The organism is Kocuria sp. LUK (assembly GCF_021012935.1).
In the GTDB taxonomy this organism is placed as follows: Bacteria; Actinomycetota; Actinomycetes; order Actinomycetales; family Micrococcaceae; genus Kocuria; species Kocuria flava.
In genome coordinates, this window is sequence record NZ_JAJMZI010000011.1 from 11,857 (window position 1) to 28,905 (window position 17,049).

At 72.4% G+C, this 17,049-nt stretch carries 12 protein-coding genes; all 12 read left to right on the top strand.

What is annotated here, in order from left to right; translation table 11 throughout:
- Positions 1-133: 133 nt before the first annotated feature.
- The 12 genes from rpoB to LQU92_RS14770 all read left to right on the top strand — a co-directional run bounded on the left by rpoB (position 134) and on the right by LQU92_RS14770 (position 16,874).
- Positions 134-3,643, top strand: coding sequence for a DNA-directed RNA polymerase subunit beta (rpoB, locus tag LQU92_RS14715; RefSeq protein ID WP_230781433.1), 3,510 nt, complete (start codon positions 134-136; stop codon positions 3,641-3,643).
- Positions 3,644-3,702: 59 nt separating this feature from the next.
- Positions 3,703-7,593, top strand: coding sequence for a DNA-directed RNA polymerase subunit beta' (locus tag LQU92_RS14720; RefSeq protein ID WP_058859378.1), 3,891 nt, complete (start codon positions 3,703-3,705; stop codon positions 7,591-7,593).
- A 157-nt stretch (positions 7,594-7,750) separates the two neighbouring features.
- Complete coding sequence (locus LQU92_RS14725; protein ID WP_230781434.1) at positions 7,751-8,527, top strand: IclR family transcriptional regulator; 777 nt, start codon at positions 7,751-7,753, stop codon at positions 8,525-8,527.
- Between the two features lie 96 nt (positions 8,528-8,623).
- A complete protein-coding gene (locus tag LQU92_RS14730) occupies positions 8,624-9,820 on the top strand; it encodes a 4-hydroxybenzoate 3-monooxygenase (RefSeq protein ID WP_230781435.1) in 1,197 nt (398 codons plus the stop codon).
- 163 nt (positions 9,821-9,983) lie between these two features.
- A complete protein-coding gene (gene pcaH / locus LQU92_RS14735) occupies positions 9,984-10,805 on the top strand; it encodes a protocatechuate 3,4-dioxygenase subunit beta (protein WP_112254743.1) in 822 nt (273 codons plus the stop codon).
- Positions 10,798-11,382 carry a protocatechuate 3,4-dioxygenase subunit alpha gene (gene pcaG / locus LQU92_RS14740; protein ID WP_101851911.1) on the top strand — a complete coding sequence of 195 codons (585 nt, stop codon included), beginning with the start codon at positions 10,798-10,800 and terminating at the stop codon, positions 11,380-11,382. Before pcaH ends, pcaG begins: the two co-directional genes overlap by 8 nt.
- A 109-nt stretch (positions 11,383-11,491) precedes the next feature.
- Positions 11,492-12,958 carry a lyase family protein gene (locus LQU92_RS14745; protein ID WP_230781436.1) on the top strand — a complete coding sequence of 489 codons (1,467 nt, stop codon included), beginning with the start codon at positions 11,492-11,494 and terminating at the stop codon, positions 12,956-12,958.
- On the top strand, positions 12,955-13,773 hold the full coding sequence (locus LQU92_RS14750; protein ID WP_230781437.1) for an alpha/beta fold hydrolase: 819 nt from the start codon (positions 12,955-12,957) through the stop codon (positions 13,771-13,773). The genes LQU92_RS14745 and LQU92_RS14750 overlap by 4 nt, the downstream gene beginning before the upstream one ends.
- On the top strand, positions 13,770-14,177 hold the full coding sequence (gene pcaC, locus LQU92_RS14755; protein ID WP_230781438.1) for a 4-carboxymuconolactone decarboxylase: 408 nt from the start codon (positions 13,770-13,772) through the stop codon (positions 14,175-14,177). The genes LQU92_RS14750 and pcaC overlap by 4 nt, the downstream gene beginning before the upstream one ends.
- Before the next feature lie 78 nt (positions 14,178-14,255).
- Positions 14,256-15,449 (top strand): thiolase family protein, encoded by a 1,194-nt coding sequence (locus LQU92_RS14760; RefSeq protein ID WP_112255430.1) that lies wholly within the window; start codon positions 14,256-14,258, stop codon positions 15,447-15,449.
- 34 nt (positions 15,450-15,483) lie between these two features.
- Positions 15,484-16,176 (top strand): 3-oxoacid CoA-transferase subunit A, encoded by a 693-nt coding sequence (locus tag LQU92_RS14765; protein ID WP_058859371.1) that lies wholly within the window; start codon positions 15,484-15,486, stop codon positions 16,174-16,176.
- Positions 16,177-16,181: 5 nt separating this feature from the next.
- Positions 16,182-16,874 (top strand): 3-oxoacid CoA-transferase subunit B, encoded by a 693-nt coding sequence (locus LQU92_RS14770; RefSeq protein ID WP_058859370.1) that lies wholly within the window; start codon positions 16,182-16,184, stop codon positions 16,872-16,874.
- Positions 16,875-17,049 lie beyond the last annotated feature (175 nt).

Below are 17,049 nucleotides of genomic sequence, written 5' to 3' on the forward strand. Positions count from 1 at the left end.
TTCTGCGTGCCTTCATATAGCGGTGGGCGCCGCCGGGACGCGGACCGACCCCTCACCGGACCGGTCCCCGACCTCCCGCGAACCCGATCGGGAACTGCGCGATTCAACTGCAGATCTGTGGAAGGAATCCATCTTGGTCGCCTCGAGCACCGAATCGAACTCAACCGCTAACCGGCCGGCCGACGGCAATCTCCCGGGCCGCGTCTCCTTCGCCAAGATCCACGAGCCGCTGGACGTGCCCAACCTGCTGGCCCTCCAGACGGACAGCTTCGACCGCCTCGTCGGCAACGAGCGCTGGCAGGGGCGGGTGCAGGCCGCCCTCGACGCCGGCGAGCAGGGCATCGCCACGACCTCCGGCCTCGCCGACATCTTCGAGGAGATCTCCCCGATCGAGGACTTCCAGGGCACCATGTCCCTGTCCTTCTCGGAGCCCGAGTTCTACGAGCCCAAGTACACGATGGACGAGTGCAAGGACCGCGACGCCACCTACTCGGCGCCGCTGTACGTCAAGGCCGAGTTCATGAACAACAACACGGGCGAGATCAAGCAGCAGACCGTGTTCATGGGCGACTTCCCGCTGATGACCGAGAAGGGCACCTTCGTCATCAACGGCACCGAGCGCGTGGTCGTCTCGCAGCTCGTGCGCTCCCCGGGCGCCTACTTCGAGCGCGGCCAGGACCGCACCTCGGACAAGGACATCTACTCCGCGAAGATCATCCCCTCCCGCGGGGCGTGGTTCGAGCTGGAGATCGACAAGCGCGACCAGGTCGGCGTGCGCCTGGACCGCAAGCGCAAGCAGTCCGTGACCGTGCTGCTCAAGGCCCTCGGCTGGACCGAGTCCCGCATCCTCGAGGAGTTCGGCGACTTCGACTCCATCCGCGCCACGCTGGAGAAGGACACGGTCGACACCCGCGAGGACGCGCTGCTGGACATCTACCGCAAGCTGCGCCCGGGGGAGCCGCCCACGGTCGAGGCGGCCCAGTCGCTGCTGGACAACATGTACTTCAACCCGAAGCGCTACGACCTCGCCAAGGTGGGCCGGTACAAGCTCAACCGGAAGCTGGGCCTGGACAAGTCCTTCGGCGACGACGACGCCTCCGTGCTCTCGGTCGAGGACATCGTCGCGATGATCCGCTACCTCGTGACCCTGCACGCCGGCGGCACCACCGTCCAGGGCGTGCGCGACGGCGAGGCCCGCGAGATCGTCGTGGACGTCGACGACATCGACCACTTCGGCAACCGGCGCATCCGCGCGGTGGGCGAGCTGATCGAGAACCAGATCCGCACCGGCCTCTCCCGCATGGAGCGCGTGGTGCGCGAGCGCATGACCACGCAGGACGTCGAGGCGATCACCCCGCAGACCCTGATCAACATCCGTCCCGTCGTGGCGGCGATCAAGGAGTTCTTCGGGACCTCGCAGCTGTCGCAGTTCATGGACCAGAACAACCCGCTCGCGGGCCTGACCCACAAGCGGCGCCTGTCCGCGCTGGGCCCCGGCGGCCTCTCCCGCGACCGCGCGGGCATGGAGGTCCGCGACGTCCACCCCTCGCACTACGGCCGCATGTGCCCCATCGAGACCCCCGAGGGCTCCAACATCGGCCTCATCGGCTCGCTGGCGACCTACGGGCGGATCAACCCGTTCGGCTTCATCGAGACCCCGTACCGCAAGGTCGTGGACGGCGTGGTGACCGACGACGTCGAGTACCTCACCGCCGACGACGAGCGCGGGGTGACCATCGCGCAGGCCAACGCGCCGCTGACCGACGAGAACCGCTTCGCCGAGGACGCCGTGCTCGCCCGCGCCGCCGACGGCTCCGGCGAGGCCGTGCTGGTCGACCCGACCGCCGTGCAGTACATGGACGTCTCCCCGCGCCAGATGGTCTCCGTGGCGACGGCCCTGATCCCGTACCTCGAGCACGACGACGCCAACCGCGCGCTCATGGGCGCCAACATGCAGCGCCAGGCCGTGCCGCTGCTCGAGTCCGAGGCCCCGCTCGTGGGCACCGGCATGGAGCGCTACGCCGCCCTGGACGCCGGCGACTCCGTCCTGGCCCGCAAGCCGGGCGTGGTCGAGGAGGTCTCCGCGGACCTCGTGCGCGTGCTCAACGACGACGGGACGACCACGGTCTACCCGATCAACAAGTTCGTCCGCTCCAACCCGGGCAACACCTACAACCAGCGCGTCATCGTCTCCGAGGGCGACCGCGTCGAGGAGCGCTCGGTGATCGCCGACGGCCCCTCGACCGACCACGGCGAGCTCGCGCTGGGCAAGAACCTGCTCGTGGCCTACATGTCCTGGGAGGGCCTCAACTACGAGGACGCCATCATCCTGTCCCAGCGCATGGTCTCCGACGACGTGCTGACCTCGATCCACATCGAGGAGCACGAGATCGACGCCCGCGACACCAAGCTGGGCGCCGAGGAGATCACCCGCGACATCCCCAACGTGTCCGAGGAGGTGCTCTCGGCCCTCGACGAGCGCGGCATCATCCACATCGGCGCGGAGGTCCAGGCCGGCGACATCCTGGTCGGCAAGGTCACCCCGAAGGGCGAGACGGAGCTGACCCCGGAGGAGCGGCTGCTGCGGGCGATCTTCGGCGAGAAGTCCCGCGAGGTGCGCGACACCTCCCTGAAGGTGCCCCACGGCGAGTCCGGCACCGTCATCGGGGTGCGCGTGTTCGACCGCGACGACGAGGACGACGACCTGCCCGCGGGCGTCAACCAGGTCGTGCGGGTCTACGTGGCCCAGAAGCGCAAGATCACCGACGGCGACAAGCTCGCCGGCCGCCACGGCAACAAGGGCGTCATCTCGAAGATCCTGCCGCTCGAGGACATGCCGTTCCTGGCCGACGGCACCCCGGTGGACATCATCCTCAACCCGCTGGGCGTGCCCGGGCGCATGAACCTCGGGCAGGTCCTCGAGGTGCACACCGGCTGGCTGGCCAAGCAGGGCTGGGACCTCGAGGGCAGCCCCGAGTGGATCGAGCGCCTGCCGAACTTCCCCGCGAAGTCCGGGCCGACCAACGTCGCCACCCCGGTGTTCGACGGCGCGCGCGAGGAGGAGATCTTCGACCTGCTCGACCACACCAACCCGACCCGCGACGGCGACCGCCTGATCGACCGCAGCGGCAAGGCGCGGCTGTTCGACGGCCGCTCCGGCGAGCCGTTCCCGGAGCCGATCTCCGTGGGCTACCAGTACATCCTGAAGCTGCACCACCTCGTGGACGACAAGATCCACGCGCGCTCCACGGGCCCGTACTCGATGATCACCCAGCAGCCGCTGGGCGGTAAGGCCCAGTTCGGCGGCCAGCGCTTCGGCGAGATGGAGGTGTGGGCCCTGGAGGCCTACGGCGCCGCCTACACGCTGCAGGAGCTGCTGACGGTCAAGTCGGACGACGTCCACGGCCGCGTGAAGGTCTACGAGGCCATCGTCAAGGGCGAGAACATCCCGGAGCCCGGGGTCCCCGAGTCCTTCAAGGTGCTCATCAAGGAGATGCAGTCCCTGTGCCTGAACGTCGAGGTCCTCTCGGCCGACGGCAACACGATCGAGATGCGCGACTCGGACGACGAGGTCTTCCGGGCGGCCGAGGAGCTCGGCATCGACCTCTCCCGCTCCGAGCCCAGCTCGGTCGAAGAGGTCTGAGACCCTCCGCCCACCCGACGAGACGTCAAGCTTTCTAGAGAAAGAGATAAAGGACCCTCATGTCCAACGAATCCTCACTCGGACTCATGCGGATCGGTCTTGCGACCGCGGACGACATCCGGACCTGGTCCTACGGCGAGGTCAAGAAGCCGGAGACCATCAACTACCGCACGCTCAAGCCGGAGAAGGACGGGCTCTTCTGCGAGAAGATCTTCGGCCCGACCCGGGACTGGGAGTGCTACTGCGGCAAGTACAAGCGCGTGCGCTACAAGGGCATCATCTGCGAGCGCTGCGGCGTCGAGGTGACCCGCGCCAAGGTGCGGCGCGAGCGCATGGGCCACATCGAGCTGGCCGCGCCCGTGACCCACATCTGGTACTTCAAGGGCGTGCCCTCGCGCCTGGGCTACCTGCTGGACCTCGCCCCGAAGGACCTCGAGAAGGTCATCTACTTCGCGGCGTACATGATCACCTCGGTGGACGAGGACGCCCGCCACGACGACCTGCCGAACCTGCAGGCCGCCGTGGACCGGGAGAAGGCCCAGATGGAGTCCACCCGCGACGCCGACATCGCGGCGATCGCCCGTGAGCTCGAGGCCGACCTCGGCCGCGTCGAGGAGGAGGGCGGCAAGGCCGCGGAGAAGCGCAAGCTGCGCGACGCCGCCGACCGCCAGATGGCCAACGTGCGCAAGCGCGCCAACCAGGAGATCGACCGCCTCGAGCAGGTCTGGGACCGCTTCAAGAACCTCAAGGTCAACGACCTCGAGGGCGACGAGGCCCTGTACCGGCAGATGGTCGACCGCTACGGCATGTACTTCGAGGGCTCCATGGGCGCCGAGGCGATCAAGAAGCGCCTCGAGTCCTTCGACCTCGAGGCCGAGGCCGAGTCGCTGCGCGAGACGATCGCCACCGGCAAGGGCCAGCGCAAGACCCGGGCCCTGAAGCGGCTGAAGGTCGTCAACGCGTTCCTGACCACGGACAACTCGCCGCTGGGCATGGTCCTCGACGCCGTCCCGGTGATCCCGCCGGAGCTGCGCCCGATGGTCCAGCTCGACGGCGGCCGGTTCGCGACCTCCGACCTCAACGACCTCTACCGGCGCGTGATCAACCGCAACAACCGCCTCAAGCGGCTGCTGGACCTCGGCGCCCCCGAGATCATCGTCAACAACGAGAAGCGGATGCTCCAGGAGGCCGTGGACTCGCTGTTCGACAACGGCCGGCGCGGCCGCCCGGTCACCGGGCCGGGCAACCGTGCGCTGAAGTCGCTGTCCGACATGCTCAAGGGCAAGCAGGGCCGGTTCCGCCAGAACCTGCTGGGCAAGCGCGTGGACTACTCGGGCCGCTCCGTCATCGTGGTGGGCCCGCAGCTGAAGCTGCACCAGTGCGGCCTGCCCAAGCAGATGGCGCTGGAGCTGTTCAAGCCCTTCGTGATGAAGCGGCTCGTGGACCTCAACCACGCGCAGAACATCAAGTCGGCCAAGCGCATGGTCGAGCGCTACCGCCCCCAGGTGTGGGACGTGCTCGAGGAGGTCATCACCGAGCACCCCGTGCTGCTCAACCGTGCACCCACCCTGCACCGCCTGGGCATCCAGGCCTTCGAGCCGCAGCTCGTCGAGGGCAAGGCCATCCAGCTCCACCCGCTCGTGTGCGGCGCGTTCAACGCCGACTTCGACGGCGACCAGATGGCCGTGCACCTGCCCCTGTCCCCGGAGGCCCAGGCCGAGGCGCGCATCCTGATGCTCTCCTCGAACAACATCCTCAAGCCCTCGGACGGCAAGCCGATCGCCCTGCCCTCGCAGGACATGATCATCGGGCTCTACCACCTCACCACCGTCCGCGAGGGCGCCGAGGGGGAGGGCCGGTCGTTCTCCTCCGTGGCCGAGGCGATCATGGCCCACGACGCCGGTCAGCTGCACCTCAACGCCCTGTGCACGATCGAGCTCGAGGACTTCGTGCCGTTCGAGGGCTGGGAGGCCCCCGAGGGGTGGGAGCCCGGGACGCCGGTGCGCGTGCAGACCACCCTGGGCCGCGTGCTGTTCAACGACACGCTGCCCGAGGACTACCCGTGGGACGAGGCCGTCGCCGACAAGAAGCACCTCTCGGCGCTGGTCAACGACCTCGCGGAGCGCTACCCCATGGCCTCCGTGGCGCGCACCCTCGACGAGCTCAAGGACGCCGGCTTCCACTGGGCGGCCCGCTCCGGGGTGACCGTGGCGATCTCGGACATCGCGACCCCGCCGACCAAGCCCGCCATCATGGAGGGCTACGAGGCGCAGGCCGCGAAGATCCAGGGCCAGTACGACCGCGGTCTGATCGACGACGACGAGCGCCGCTCGGAGCTGATCGACATCTGGACCAAGGCCACCGACGAGGTCGCCGAGGCGATGCGCGAGAACATGTCGGCGCTGAACACGATCAACCGGATGGTCTCCTCCGGCGCCCGCGGCAACTGGATGCAGGTGCGCCAGATCGCCGGCATCCGCGGGCTCGTGTCCAACCCGAAGGGCGAGATCATGCCCCGCCCGATCAAGTCCTCCTACCGCGAGGGCCTGTCGGTGCTGGAGTACTTCATCGCGACCCACGGCGCCCGCAAGGGCCTGGCCGACACCGCGCTGCGCACGGCGAACTCGGGCTACCTGACCCGTCGTCTCGTGGACGTCTCCCAGGACGTCATCGTGCGCGAGGCGGACTGCATGACCGAGCGCGGGCTCACCCTGCCCGTCGCCGACGTCGCGGAGTCCGGGGCGCGCACCCTGCACGAGGACATCGAGAACACCGTGCACGGGCGCGTGCTGGCCGTGGACGTCGCCGACGCCAACGGCGAGGTCGTGGCCGAGGCCGGCGCGGACCTCTCCGACGCCCTGATCGCCGCGCTGTTCGAGGCCGGGGTCGACACGGTGCGCGTGCGCTCGGTGCTGACCTGCGAGTCCGCGGTGGGCGTGTGCGCGGCGTGCTACGGCCGCTCGCTGGCCTCCAACCAGCTCGTGGACATCGGCGAGGCCGTCGGCATCATCGCGGCCCAGTCGATCGGCGAGCCCGGCACGCAGCTGACCATGCGCACCTTCCACACCGGCGGTGTCGCGTCCTCGGACGGCGACATCACCCAGGGTCTGCCGCGCATCCAGGAGCTCTTCGAGGCGCGCACCCCCAAGGGTGTCGCCCCGATCTCCGAGGTCGCCGGCCGCGTGAGCATCGAGGACACCGACAAGGCGCTGAAGGTCGTCGTCACCCCGGACAACGGGGACGAGGCGATCGCCTACCCGGTGCTGCGCCGTGCGAAGCTGCTCGTGACCGAGGGCGACCACGTCGAGGTCGGCCAGCAGCTGGTCTCGGGCGCCGTCGACCCGAAGGAGGTGCTGCGCATCCGCGGTCCGCGGCAGGCGCAGAAGCACCTCGTGGACGAGGTCCAGGGCGTGTACCGCTCCCAGGGCGTGGGCATCCACGACAAGCACGTCGAGGTCATCGTGCGGCAGATGCTGCGGCGCGTGACGATCATCGAGTCCGGCGACACCGACCTGCTGCCGGGCGAGCTCGTCGAGAACGTCCGCTTCCTGGAGGCCAACCGCAAGGCCGTGGCCGAGACCGCGCGCCCCGCGGCCGGGCGCCCGGAGCTGATGGGCATCACCAAGGCGTCGCTGGCGACCGACTCGTGGCTGTCCGCCGCGTCCTTCCAGGAGACGACCCGCGTGCTCACGCAGGCCGCCATGGAGGGCAAGTCGGACCCGCTGGTGGGGCTCAAGGAGAACGTGATCATCGGCAAGCTCATCCCGGCCGGCACCGGGCTCGCGCGGTACAACAACGTCGACGTGGAGCCGACCGAGGAGGCGAAGGCCTCGCTGTTCACGGAGCCCGGGTCGTTCTCGGACTTCAGCTACGCCGACGAGAACTCCGGGCAGACCCCCGCCGAGTTCCAGGCGATCCCGCTGGAGGACTACGACTTCGGCTCCAACTGAGGCCGGTCCACCGCAGGAGGTGACCGCCGCGGCGGTCACCACGGCAGCCCCGCCCCGGACCACGGTCCGGGGCGGGGCTGTCCCCGTTCCGACCCTCCCCCTCAGCGCGCCCGGGGGAGGGGCCGAGCCCAGGGCGCGCCGGCAGGAGGGCGAGGCGATGGCGAACTCACCGACGGGGGAGTCCGTGCTGGAGCGGATGGACCGGATCCTGGCCGCCTTCACGGCGGAGCACTCCCGCCTGACCGGCGGGCAGCTCGCGGTGCTGGCGGGCCTGCCCCCGGCCACCGCCCACCGGCTCGCCCGGGACATGGCCCGCCAGGGATGGCTCGAGCGGGTCGAGGGCGGGCGCTACGTGGTGGGCACCCGGCTGTGGGAGCTGGCCAACCGCGCCTCCCGCGAGCTGACGCTGGCGCGCACCGCACGGCCCTTCATGGGCGACATCCACGCGGTGCTGCGCCAGCACGTGCAGCTGGGGATCATGGAGGGCCGGGAGGTGCTGCTGCTCGAGCGGCTCTCCCACCCCGGGGCCGTGCCCGTGCGCGCCTCCGTGGCCGGGCGGCTGCCCCTGCACCTGTCGGCCACCGGGCTCGTGCTGCTCGCCCACGCCCCGGGCGAGGTCCAGCAGGCCTACCTCGAGGGACCCCTGGCGGCGTTCACCCCGCTCTCGCCGACCGACCCGCACGAGGTCGCCGCGGAGCTGGAGCGGATCCGCGCCCGCGGCCACGCCGTGCAGACCGGCTACCTCGAGCCGGAGACGACCGGGATCGCCGTGCCCGTGCGCGGGCGCGGCGAGCAGGTGCTCGCCGGGCTGGGGGTGATCACCCCCGCCGGGGACCCGGGCGGGCGGGCGGCCGCGATCGTGCAGGCCCTGCACACCGCAGCCCACGGGATCCGGCGGACGCTGCGGGAGACGGGCCGCGACCGCCAGGCCTGAGCGCCGACGCCGTCCCGATCAACGGGACGCCTGTGGTGGCCCCCACAGTGCGCTGGAACACTGGAGGCGATCCCCGCCGTATCACCAGGAGAACCCATGAGCGCAGAGCGCACCGTCCTCACCACCCGTGTCGGCATCGTCGGCGGCGGCCCCGCCGGGCTGATGCTCTCCCACCTGCTGGCCCGCGCCGGCATCGAGTCCGTCGTGGTGGAGAAGCGGGACAAGGACACGATCCACGCCACCCACCGCGCAGGCATCCTCGAGGCCGGCACCGTGCGCATGCTCACCGAGGAGGGCGTCGACGGGCGCGTGCTGACCGAGGGGCACGAGCACCAGGGCACCGTCCTGCGCTTCCGCGGGCACAGCCACCGCATCGACTTCCAGGAGCTCGTCGGGGAGTCGGTGTGGCTCTACCCGCAGAACGAGGTGTTCTGGGACCTGGCCGCCGCCCGCGAGCGCGACGGCGGCGACGTCCGCTGGTCCGTCACCGACACCGAGGTGCTCGACCTCGAGAGCGACACCCCGCGGATCCGGTTCACCGACGCGGACGGCACGCCCGTCGAGATCCGCTGCGAGGTCCTCGTGGGCGCCGACGGCTCACAGAGCATCTGCCGCCGCGCCATCCCGCGCGAGGCCCGCACCGACCACTTCATCGAGTACCCCTTCGCCTGGTTCGGCATCCTCACCGAGGCCCCGCCGAGTGCGCCCGAGCTGATCTACGCCAACTCCGACCACGGCTTCGCGCTGATCTCCCAGCGCAGCGACACGGTCCAGCGCATGTACTTCCAGTGCGACCCCGACGAGGACGTCGAGGCCTGGGACGACGAGCGCATCTGGGACGAGCTCCAGCGCCGCGTGGACGGGCCCGACGGGTTCCGCCTCCAGCGCGGTCCGATCTTCGACAAGACCGTGCTGAAGTTCCGCTCCTACGTGTGCGAGCCGCTGCGCCACGGCAACCTCTTCCTCGTCGGCGACGCCGGGCACACCGTCCCGCCCACCGGGGCCAAGGGGCTGAACCTCGCCTTCTGCGACGTGCGGGTGCTCGCCCCCGCCCTCGTCGCCGCCCTGCGCGACGGCGACGACTCCGGGCTGGCCGCGTACTCGGCGACGGCGCTGGAGCGGGTCTGGAAGGCGCAGAACTTCTCGTACTGGGCGACCAACCTCATGCACGTGCGCCGGGACGAGAACCCGTTCGAGCAGAAGCGGCGCTACGGCGAGTTCGCGGCCGTCACCGGCTCGGTGCACGGCTCGGCCTACTTCGCCGAGTCCTACACCGGCTGGCCCGACGCCTGAGCCCGCGGCCCCCGCCTTTTCTGTTCGCACAGCGAACAGTTGTGCGAATGATGCACAGTTGCGTATCCTCGGAGCAGATCTCCGCAGGGCGCGCCGGCGACCCCGCCGCCGCGGCCGGCCTCCCGCCCGGTCCGACGGCCCCGACCAGCGAAGGAGCACTCCCATGACCGACCAGGACCAGGGGCAGGAGGAGGCGTTCGTGCACCTCACCCCCAAGGGCCCCGACGACGCGGCGGACACCCAGGCCGACCTCGACCGGGAGATGGCGCAGATCGCGGAGCAGTACGAGGCCTCCGGGCGCACCGAGACCCAGCCGCGGCTGGACTACGCGCCCTACCGCAGCTCGATCCTGCGCCACCCCACCAAGGACCTGCACCACGCCGACCCCGAGACCATCGAGCTGCACGCCCCCGCCTTCGGCGAGCGCGACGTGCACCGCCTCGAGTCGGACCTCACCATCCAGTCCGGCGGCGAGCCCATCGGCGAGCGGATCAGGATCCGCGGGCGGGTCCTCGACGGCGACGGCCGCCCCGTGCGCCGCCAGCTCGTGGAGATCTGGCAGGCCAACGCCGCCGGGCGCTACATCCACAAGCGCGACCAGCACCCCGCGCCCATCGACCCCAACTTCACGGGTGTGGGCCGGTGCCTGACCGGCGACGACGGCTCCTACGAGTTCGTCACCATCAAGCCGGGCCCCTACCCCTGGAAGAACCACCACAACGCGTGGCGGCCCGCGCACGTGCACTTCTCCCTGTTCGGCACGGACTTCACCCAGCGGATGATCACCCAGATGTACTTCCCGGGCGACCCGCTGTTCGCGCTCGACCCGATCTACCGGTCGATCGTGGACCCGAAGGCCCGTGAGCGGCTCGTGGCCCGCTACGACCACGACGTCTCCGAGCACGAGTGGCTGCTCGGCTACACCTGGGACATCGTGCTCAGCGGCTCGAACCGCACCTGGACGGAAGGCGACTCCAATGTCTGAGAACACCGCGCGCACCGGGCTCGCCGCGACCCCGGGCCAGACCATCGGGCCGTTCTACGGCTACGCGCTGCCCTACGAGAAGGGGGAGCAGCTCGTCCACCCGTCCCACCCGCAGGCGGTGCGCCTGCACGGGGTCGTCACCGACGGGCACGGCGCCGTCGTCCCCGACGCCCTGCTGGAGATCTGGCAGGCCGACGGCGCCGGCGCGGTGCCCACCGCGGACGGCTCCCTCGTGCGGGACGGCTACACCTTCACGGGCTTCGGCCGCGCGGCCGTCGACAACGTGGGCCACTACACGTTCACCACCGTCGACCCGGGGCCGACCGAGCCGGGCAGGGCGGCCTTCATCACGCTGACGGTCTTCGCCCGCGGCCTGCTCAACCGGCTGTTCACCCGCATCTACCTGCCCGAGGACACCGCGGCGCTCGCAGCGGACCCGCTGCTGCGCTCCCTGCCCGAGGAGCGGCGCCGCACGCTCATCGCCCGGCGCGAGGCCGACGGCTCGCTGCGCTTCGACGTCCGCCTGCAGGGCGAGGAGGAGACCGTCTTCCTCACCTACCCCAACCTCGCGGACTGAGCTCCCCGCGTGCGGTGACCCGGCCCGCCCGGGTCACCGCACGGCACCACCGCACGGCACCACCGCACGGCACCGGGACGAGCCCGGAGCACCACCTCAGGAGGACGGCATGACCGACGTCGGACTGCTCACCCCCGGCGCGCACCGGGGGGCCGGGCCCACGGACGACACGGCCGTGCTCCAGGCGCTGCTCGACACCGAGGCGGCCTGGGTCGCGGCGCAGGCGCGCGCCGGGCTCGCGCCCGCCGCCGCCGCCGATGCGGCCCGCGCGGCCGCCCGGGCCGCCGACTACGACGCCGCGGACATCGCCCGGCGCGCCGAGGGCGGCGGCAACCCGGTCATCCCGCTGCTGGCGGACTACCGGCGCCGCGTGGAGCAGCTCGACCCGGACGCGACGGGCTGGGTGCACCGCGGGCTGACCAGCCAGGACGTCCTGGACACCGCCATGATGCTGCTCGTGCGCCGCGCCGCCGAGCCCCTCGCCCACGACCTCGCCCGCACCCGGGCGGCCCTGGCCCGCCTGGCGGAGGCGCACCGCGGCACCGTGATGGCCGCCCGGACCCTCACCCAGCACGCCCTGCCCACCGCGTTCGGGCTCAAGGCGGCCGGCTGGCTGGCCGGGGTGCAGGACCTGCGGGACGACCTCGCGGACCTGGCCCGCACGCCCGTCTCCTACGGCGGGGCGGTCGGCTCCCTCGCGGGCAGCGCCGCCCTGTTCGCGGACCGGCCCGGGGAGCAGGAGGCCCCGGACGCCGCACGCGCCCTGGCGCTGGCCGGGCACTGGGCCCGGGAGCTCGGCCTGGAGCTGCCGGGCCACGTGTGGCACACCACCCGCCGGCCCGTGCTGCGCGCCGGCCAGGCCCTGGCCGGGGTCTGCGCCGCGCTGGGCAGGATCGCCAACGACGTCCTGGTCCTGGCCCGGCCGGAGATCGGCGAGCTGCGCGAGCCCGCCGCCGAGGGGCGCGGGGTGTCCTCGGCCATGCCCCAGAAGCAGAACCCGGTGCTGTCGGTGCTGCTCAAGCGCACCGCGCTCAGCGCCCCGCAGCTCGTGGCGCAGCTGCACCTGGCCGCCGGGCTGGCCGTCGACGAGCGGCCCGACGGGGCCTGGCACACGGAGTGGCCCGCTCTGCGCGAGCTCGCCCGGCTGGCCGTCGCGGCGGCCTCGCACGCGGCCGAGCTCGCCGAGGGCCTGGGCGTGGACGCGGACCGGATGCGCGCCAACCTCGAGGCCTCCGGCCCCGCCGTGCTCGCCGAGCGGATCAGCGCCGCCCTCGCCCCGCTCGTGCCCGCCGCCGACGGGGCCACGGGCAAGGAGCGCGTCCAGGCCGCCGTGCGGGAGCACGCCCACGACGCCGACGCCCTCGTCCGCGCGCTGGTCGGCCTCGCCGGCCGGAGCCGACCCGACGGGCGGCCCGTGGACGAGGCGTGGGTGCGGCGGCTGCTGGAGCCCGCCGGCTACCTCGGGGCCGCGGACCTGCTCGTCGACCGCGTCCTCGCCGCCGGGCCCGAGGGCCCGGCGGAGCGCCCGTCCACCGCCGGCCCGGCCGCCGGCACGATCCCCGGAGGCACCGCATGACCGTCCCCGCCCTCGCCCTCGTCGAGCTCGCCGCCGGCCCGCGGCCCGCCCCGCACCTCCCGCCCGTGGTGCTCGGGCCCTCCCTCGGCACCTCGGTGCGCGCGCTGTGGGGCGCCGTCGCGCGCGAGCTCGGCCGGGACCGCCGGGTCCTGGGCTGGGACCTGCCGGGCCACGGCGCCTCCGCCGCGACGGACGAGCCCTTCACCATGGCCGAGCTCGCCCGCGGCGTGCTCGAGGCCCTCGACCGCACCGAGGACCTGAGCGGACGACCGTTCCACTACGCCGGGAACTCGGTCGGCGGCTGCGTCGGCCAGCAGCTGCTGCTCGACGCCCCCGACCGGGTCCTCGCCGCCGTGCTCCTGGGCACCGCGGCCCGGGTGGGGCAGCCGCAGGCGTGGGCCGAGCGCGCCCGCCTCGTCGCCGCGGCCGGAACACCCACCCAGGTCACCGGCTCCGCGCAGCGCTGGTTCGCCCCCGGCTTCCTCGAGCGCGAGCCCGCCACCGCCACCGCGCTGCTGCACGACCTGCAGGGCGCCGACCGCTTCTCCTACGCCCGGGTCTGCGAGGCCCTCGAGCGCTTCGACGCCCGCGACCGGCTCGGGGCCGTGCGCGCCCCGGTCCTCGCCGTCGCCGGCGCGCACGACGCCGCGACCCCGCCCGCGGACGCCACCGCCCTCGCCGAGGGCACGGGCGGGCGGGCCGTGATCCTCCAGGACGCCGCCCACCTGATCCCCGCCGAGTCGCCCGCCGAGGTCGCCCGCCTGCTGGCCGGGCACTTCGCCGCCGACCCCCACCCCGAAGGAGCACGAGCATGAGCAGCGACCCCCGCCGCACCGAGGAGCAGGCCCACGCCGAGGGCACGGCCGTGCGCCGCGAGGTCCTCTCCGACGCCCACGTGGACCGCGCCGAGGCGGCCGAGGACGGGTTCACCGCCGAGTTCCAGGACTTCATCTCCCGCTACGCCTGGGGCGAGATCTGGACCCGCCCCGGCCTGGACCGGCGGATGCGCAGCGCCATCACCCTGACGGCGCTGATCGCCGCAGGGCACTGGGAGGAGTTCGAGATGCACGTGCGCGCCGCCCTGCGCAACGGCCTGACCCAGGACGAGATCAAGGAGGTCCTGCTGCAGTCGGCGGTCTACCTCTCCGTGCCCTCGGCCAACAACGCCTTCAAGCACGCCAAGCAGGTCCTCGACGCCCTCGACGCCGAGGGCGCCTGAACCCGCTCCCGCGCCCCGTACCGGCCCCCGACCCCGACACCCCGTGACCGACCTGCAACGACGCAAGTGAGGAACACCATGACCCAGGCCTACATCTACGACGCCGTCCGCACCCCCTTCGGCCGCTTCGGCGGCGCCCTGGCGGGCGTGCGCCCCGACGACCTCGCCGCCCACGTGCTGGGCGAGCAGGTCGGGCGCGCCCCGGACCTGGACCCGGCCGCGATCGACGAGGTCGTGCTCGGCAACGCCAACGGCGCGGGGGAGGAGAACCGCAACGTCGCCCGCATGGCCACCCTCCTCGCCGGGCTGCCCGTGGAGCTGCCCGGCACCACGGTGAACCGGCTGTGCGGGTCCTCCCTCGACGCCGCCATCATCGCCTCCCGCCAGATCGGCGCGGGCGAGGCGGACGTGGTGCTCGTGGGCGGCGTCGAGTCCATGAGCCGTGCCCCCTGGGTGCTGCCCAAGACCGAGAAGCCCTACCCCGCCGGGGACATGACCCTGGCCTCCACCACCCTGGGCTGGCGGCTCGTGAACAAGCGCATGAAGCCCGAGTGGACGGTCTCCCTGGGCGAGGCCACCGAGCAGCTCGCCGAGCGGCACGGCATCACCCGCGACCGCATGGACGAGTTCGCGTACCGCTCCCACCAGCTCACCCAGCAGGCCTGGGACGAGGGCTTCTACGCGGACCTCACCGTCCAGGTCCCCGGCACCGAGCTGACCCGGGACGAGTCCGTCCGGGCCTCCTCCACCGTCGAGAAGCTGGCCGGGCTCAAGACCGTCTTCCGCCCGGAGGAGCAGGGCGGGACCGTCACCGCCGGCAACGCCTCGCCCCTCAACGACGGCGCCTCCGCCGCGCTGCTGGGCTCCGAGAAGGCCGCCGAGCTGACCGGCCTGCAGCCCCTCGCCCGCATCGCCGGGCGCGGGGCCGCCGCCAACGAGCCGCAGTTCTTCGGCTTCGCCCCGGTCGAGGCCGCGAACACGGCGCTGCGCCGCGCCGGCATCACCTGGGACGACGTCGCCGCCGTCGAGCTCAACGAGGCCTTCGCCGCCCAGTCCCTGGCCTGCGTCGACGCCTGGGGCATCGACCCGGCGATCGTCAACCGGCACGGCGGGGCCATCGCCATCGGCCACCCCCTCGGCGCGTCCGGCACCCGCATCCTCGGCACCCTCGCCCGGTCCCTGCAGGCCTCCGGGCAGCGCTGGGGAGTGGCCGCCATCTGCATCGGCGTGGGCCAGGGCCTCGCCGTCGTGCTCGAGAACCAGAACGCCTGAGAACCCGACCGGACCCCGAAGGAAGGCACACCGCATGCTCACCATCGCAGCCAGCTGCGCCGAGGCCGTGGCGCAGATCGAGGACGGCGCCACCGTCATGATCGGCGGCTTCGGCGTCGCCGGACAGCCCGTCGAGCTCATCGACGCGCTGATCGACCACGGCGCCACCGACCTGACCGTCGTCAACAACAACGCCGGCAACGGCGACGTGGGCCTGGCCAAGCTCATCCAGCTCGGGCGGGTGCGCAGGATCATCTGCTCCTTCCCCCGCCAGTCCGACTCCTGGCACTTCGACGAGAAGTACCGCGCGGGCGAGATCGAGCTCGAGGTCGTCCCGCAGGGCAACCTCGCCGAGCGGATCCGCGCCGCGGGGGCCGGGATCGGGGCGTTCTTCACGCCCACCGGCTACGGCACCCCGCTGGCCGAGGGCAAGGAGGTGCGCGAGATCGACGGCCGCCACTACGTCCTCGAGCACCCCATCAGGGCCGACTACTCCCTGACCAAGGCGCACGTCGCCGACCGCGCCGGCAACCTCGTCTACCGCAAGACGGCGCGCAACTTCGGGCCGATCATGGCCGCCGCGGCCACGACCTCCATCGTGCAGGTCGCCGAGATCGTCGAGCGCGGCGAGCTCGACCCCGAGGTCGTCGTGACCCCCGGCATCTACGTGGACACGGTCGTGCGGCTCGAGTCCCCGGCCCAGACCGACCCCCGAGAGGAGCTCTGAACCCCATGAGCGAGCGCACCACCCGAGAGCAGACCACCGCGGTCCCGCGCACCGCCGAGCACCCCCTCGGCCCCGAGGAGCTCGCGCGGGTCGTGGCCGCCGACATCCCCGCCGGCTCCTACGTCAACCTGGGCATCGGCCAGCCGACCCTCGTCGCCAACCACCTCACCGCCGAGCACGACGTCACGCTGCACACCGAGAACGGCATGCTCGGGATGGGCCGCGAGGCCCACGGCGACGAGGTCGACCCGGACCTCATCAACGCCGGCAAGATCCCCGTCGTCGAGACCCCCGGCTGCTCCTACTTCCACCACGCGGACTCGTTCGCCATGATGCGCGGCGGCCACCTCGACTGCTGCGTGCTCGGGGCCTTCCAGGTGGACGTCGAGGGCAACCTCGCGAACTGGCACACCGGCAAGCCCGAGGCCATCCCCGCCGTGGGCGGGGCCATGGACCTGGCCACCGGGGCCAAGCAGACCTTCGTGATGATGACCCTGCTCACCAAGAAGGGCCAGTCCAAGCTGGTGGAGAAGTGCACCATGCCGCTCACCGGCGTCGGCTGCGTCTCGCGCGTCTACACCGACCGGGCCGTGTTCCTCGTCGACGAGGACGGCCTGAGCGTGCGCGAGACCTTCGGCACCGACTTCGAGGAGCTCCAGGAGCTCGTCGGCCTGCCGCTGCGCCCCGCCGCCGGCTGACCGGCCCCCGCGGCCGGCCGGACCCGCCGGCCGCGGGGACGCCCTGCGCCCGCCCGGCGGGTCCCGCCCGGGCGGTCCGCCGGTCCGGGACGGTCCGGCCGGACACGGTGTCCCGGCCGGCCGTCCGGCTCCGCCGCCCCCCCCCCCCCCCCCCCGCCCCCCCCCCCCCCCCCCC

Excerpts from the sequence above, each read along its gene's own strand:
- LQU92_RS14725 (WP_230781434.1), top strand. The coding sequence starts at position 7,751 with ATGGCGAACTCACCGACGGGGGAGTCCGTGCTGGAGCGGATGGACCGG.
- LQU92_RS14720 (WP_058859378.1), top strand. The coding sequence starts at position 3,703 with ATGTCCAACGAATCCTCACTCGGACTCATGCGGATCGGTCTTGCGACC.
- LQU92_RS14765 (WP_058859371.1), top strand. The coding sequence starts at position 15,484 with ATGCTCACCATCGCAGCCAGCTGCGCCGAGGCCGTGGCGCAGATCGAG.
- LQU92_RS14750 (WP_230781437.1), top strand. The coding sequence starts at position 12,955 with ATGACCGTCCCCGCCCTCGCCCTCGTCGAGCTCGCCGCCGGCCCGCGG.
- LQU92_RS14770 (WP_058859370.1), top strand. The coding sequence starts at position 16,182 with ATGAGCGAGCGCACCACCCGAGAGCAGACCACCGCGGTCCCGCGCACC.
- LQU92_RS14730 (WP_230781435.1), top strand. The coding sequence starts at position 8,624 with ATGAGCGCAGAGCGCACCGTCCTCACCACCCGTGTCGGCATCGTCGGC.
- LQU92_RS14760 (WP_112255430.1), top strand. The coding sequence starts at position 14,256 with ATGACCCAGGCCTACATCTACGACGCCGTCCGCACCCCCTTCGGCCGC.
- LQU92_RS14745 (WP_230781436.1), top strand. The coding sequence starts at position 11,492 with ATGACCGACGTCGGACTGCTCACCCCCGGCGCGCACCGGGGGGCCGGG.
- pcaC (WP_230781438.1), top strand. The coding sequence starts at position 13,770 with ATGAGCAGCGACCCCCGCCGCACCGAGGAGCAGGCCCACGCCGAGGGC.
- pcaH (WP_112254743.1), top strand. The coding sequence starts at position 9,984 with ATGACCGACCAGGACCAGGGGCAGGAGGAGGCGTTCGTGCACCTCACC.
- pcaG (WP_101851911.1), top strand. The coding sequence starts at position 10,798 with ATGTCTGAGAACACCGCGCGCACCGGGCTCGCCGCGACCCCGGGCCAG.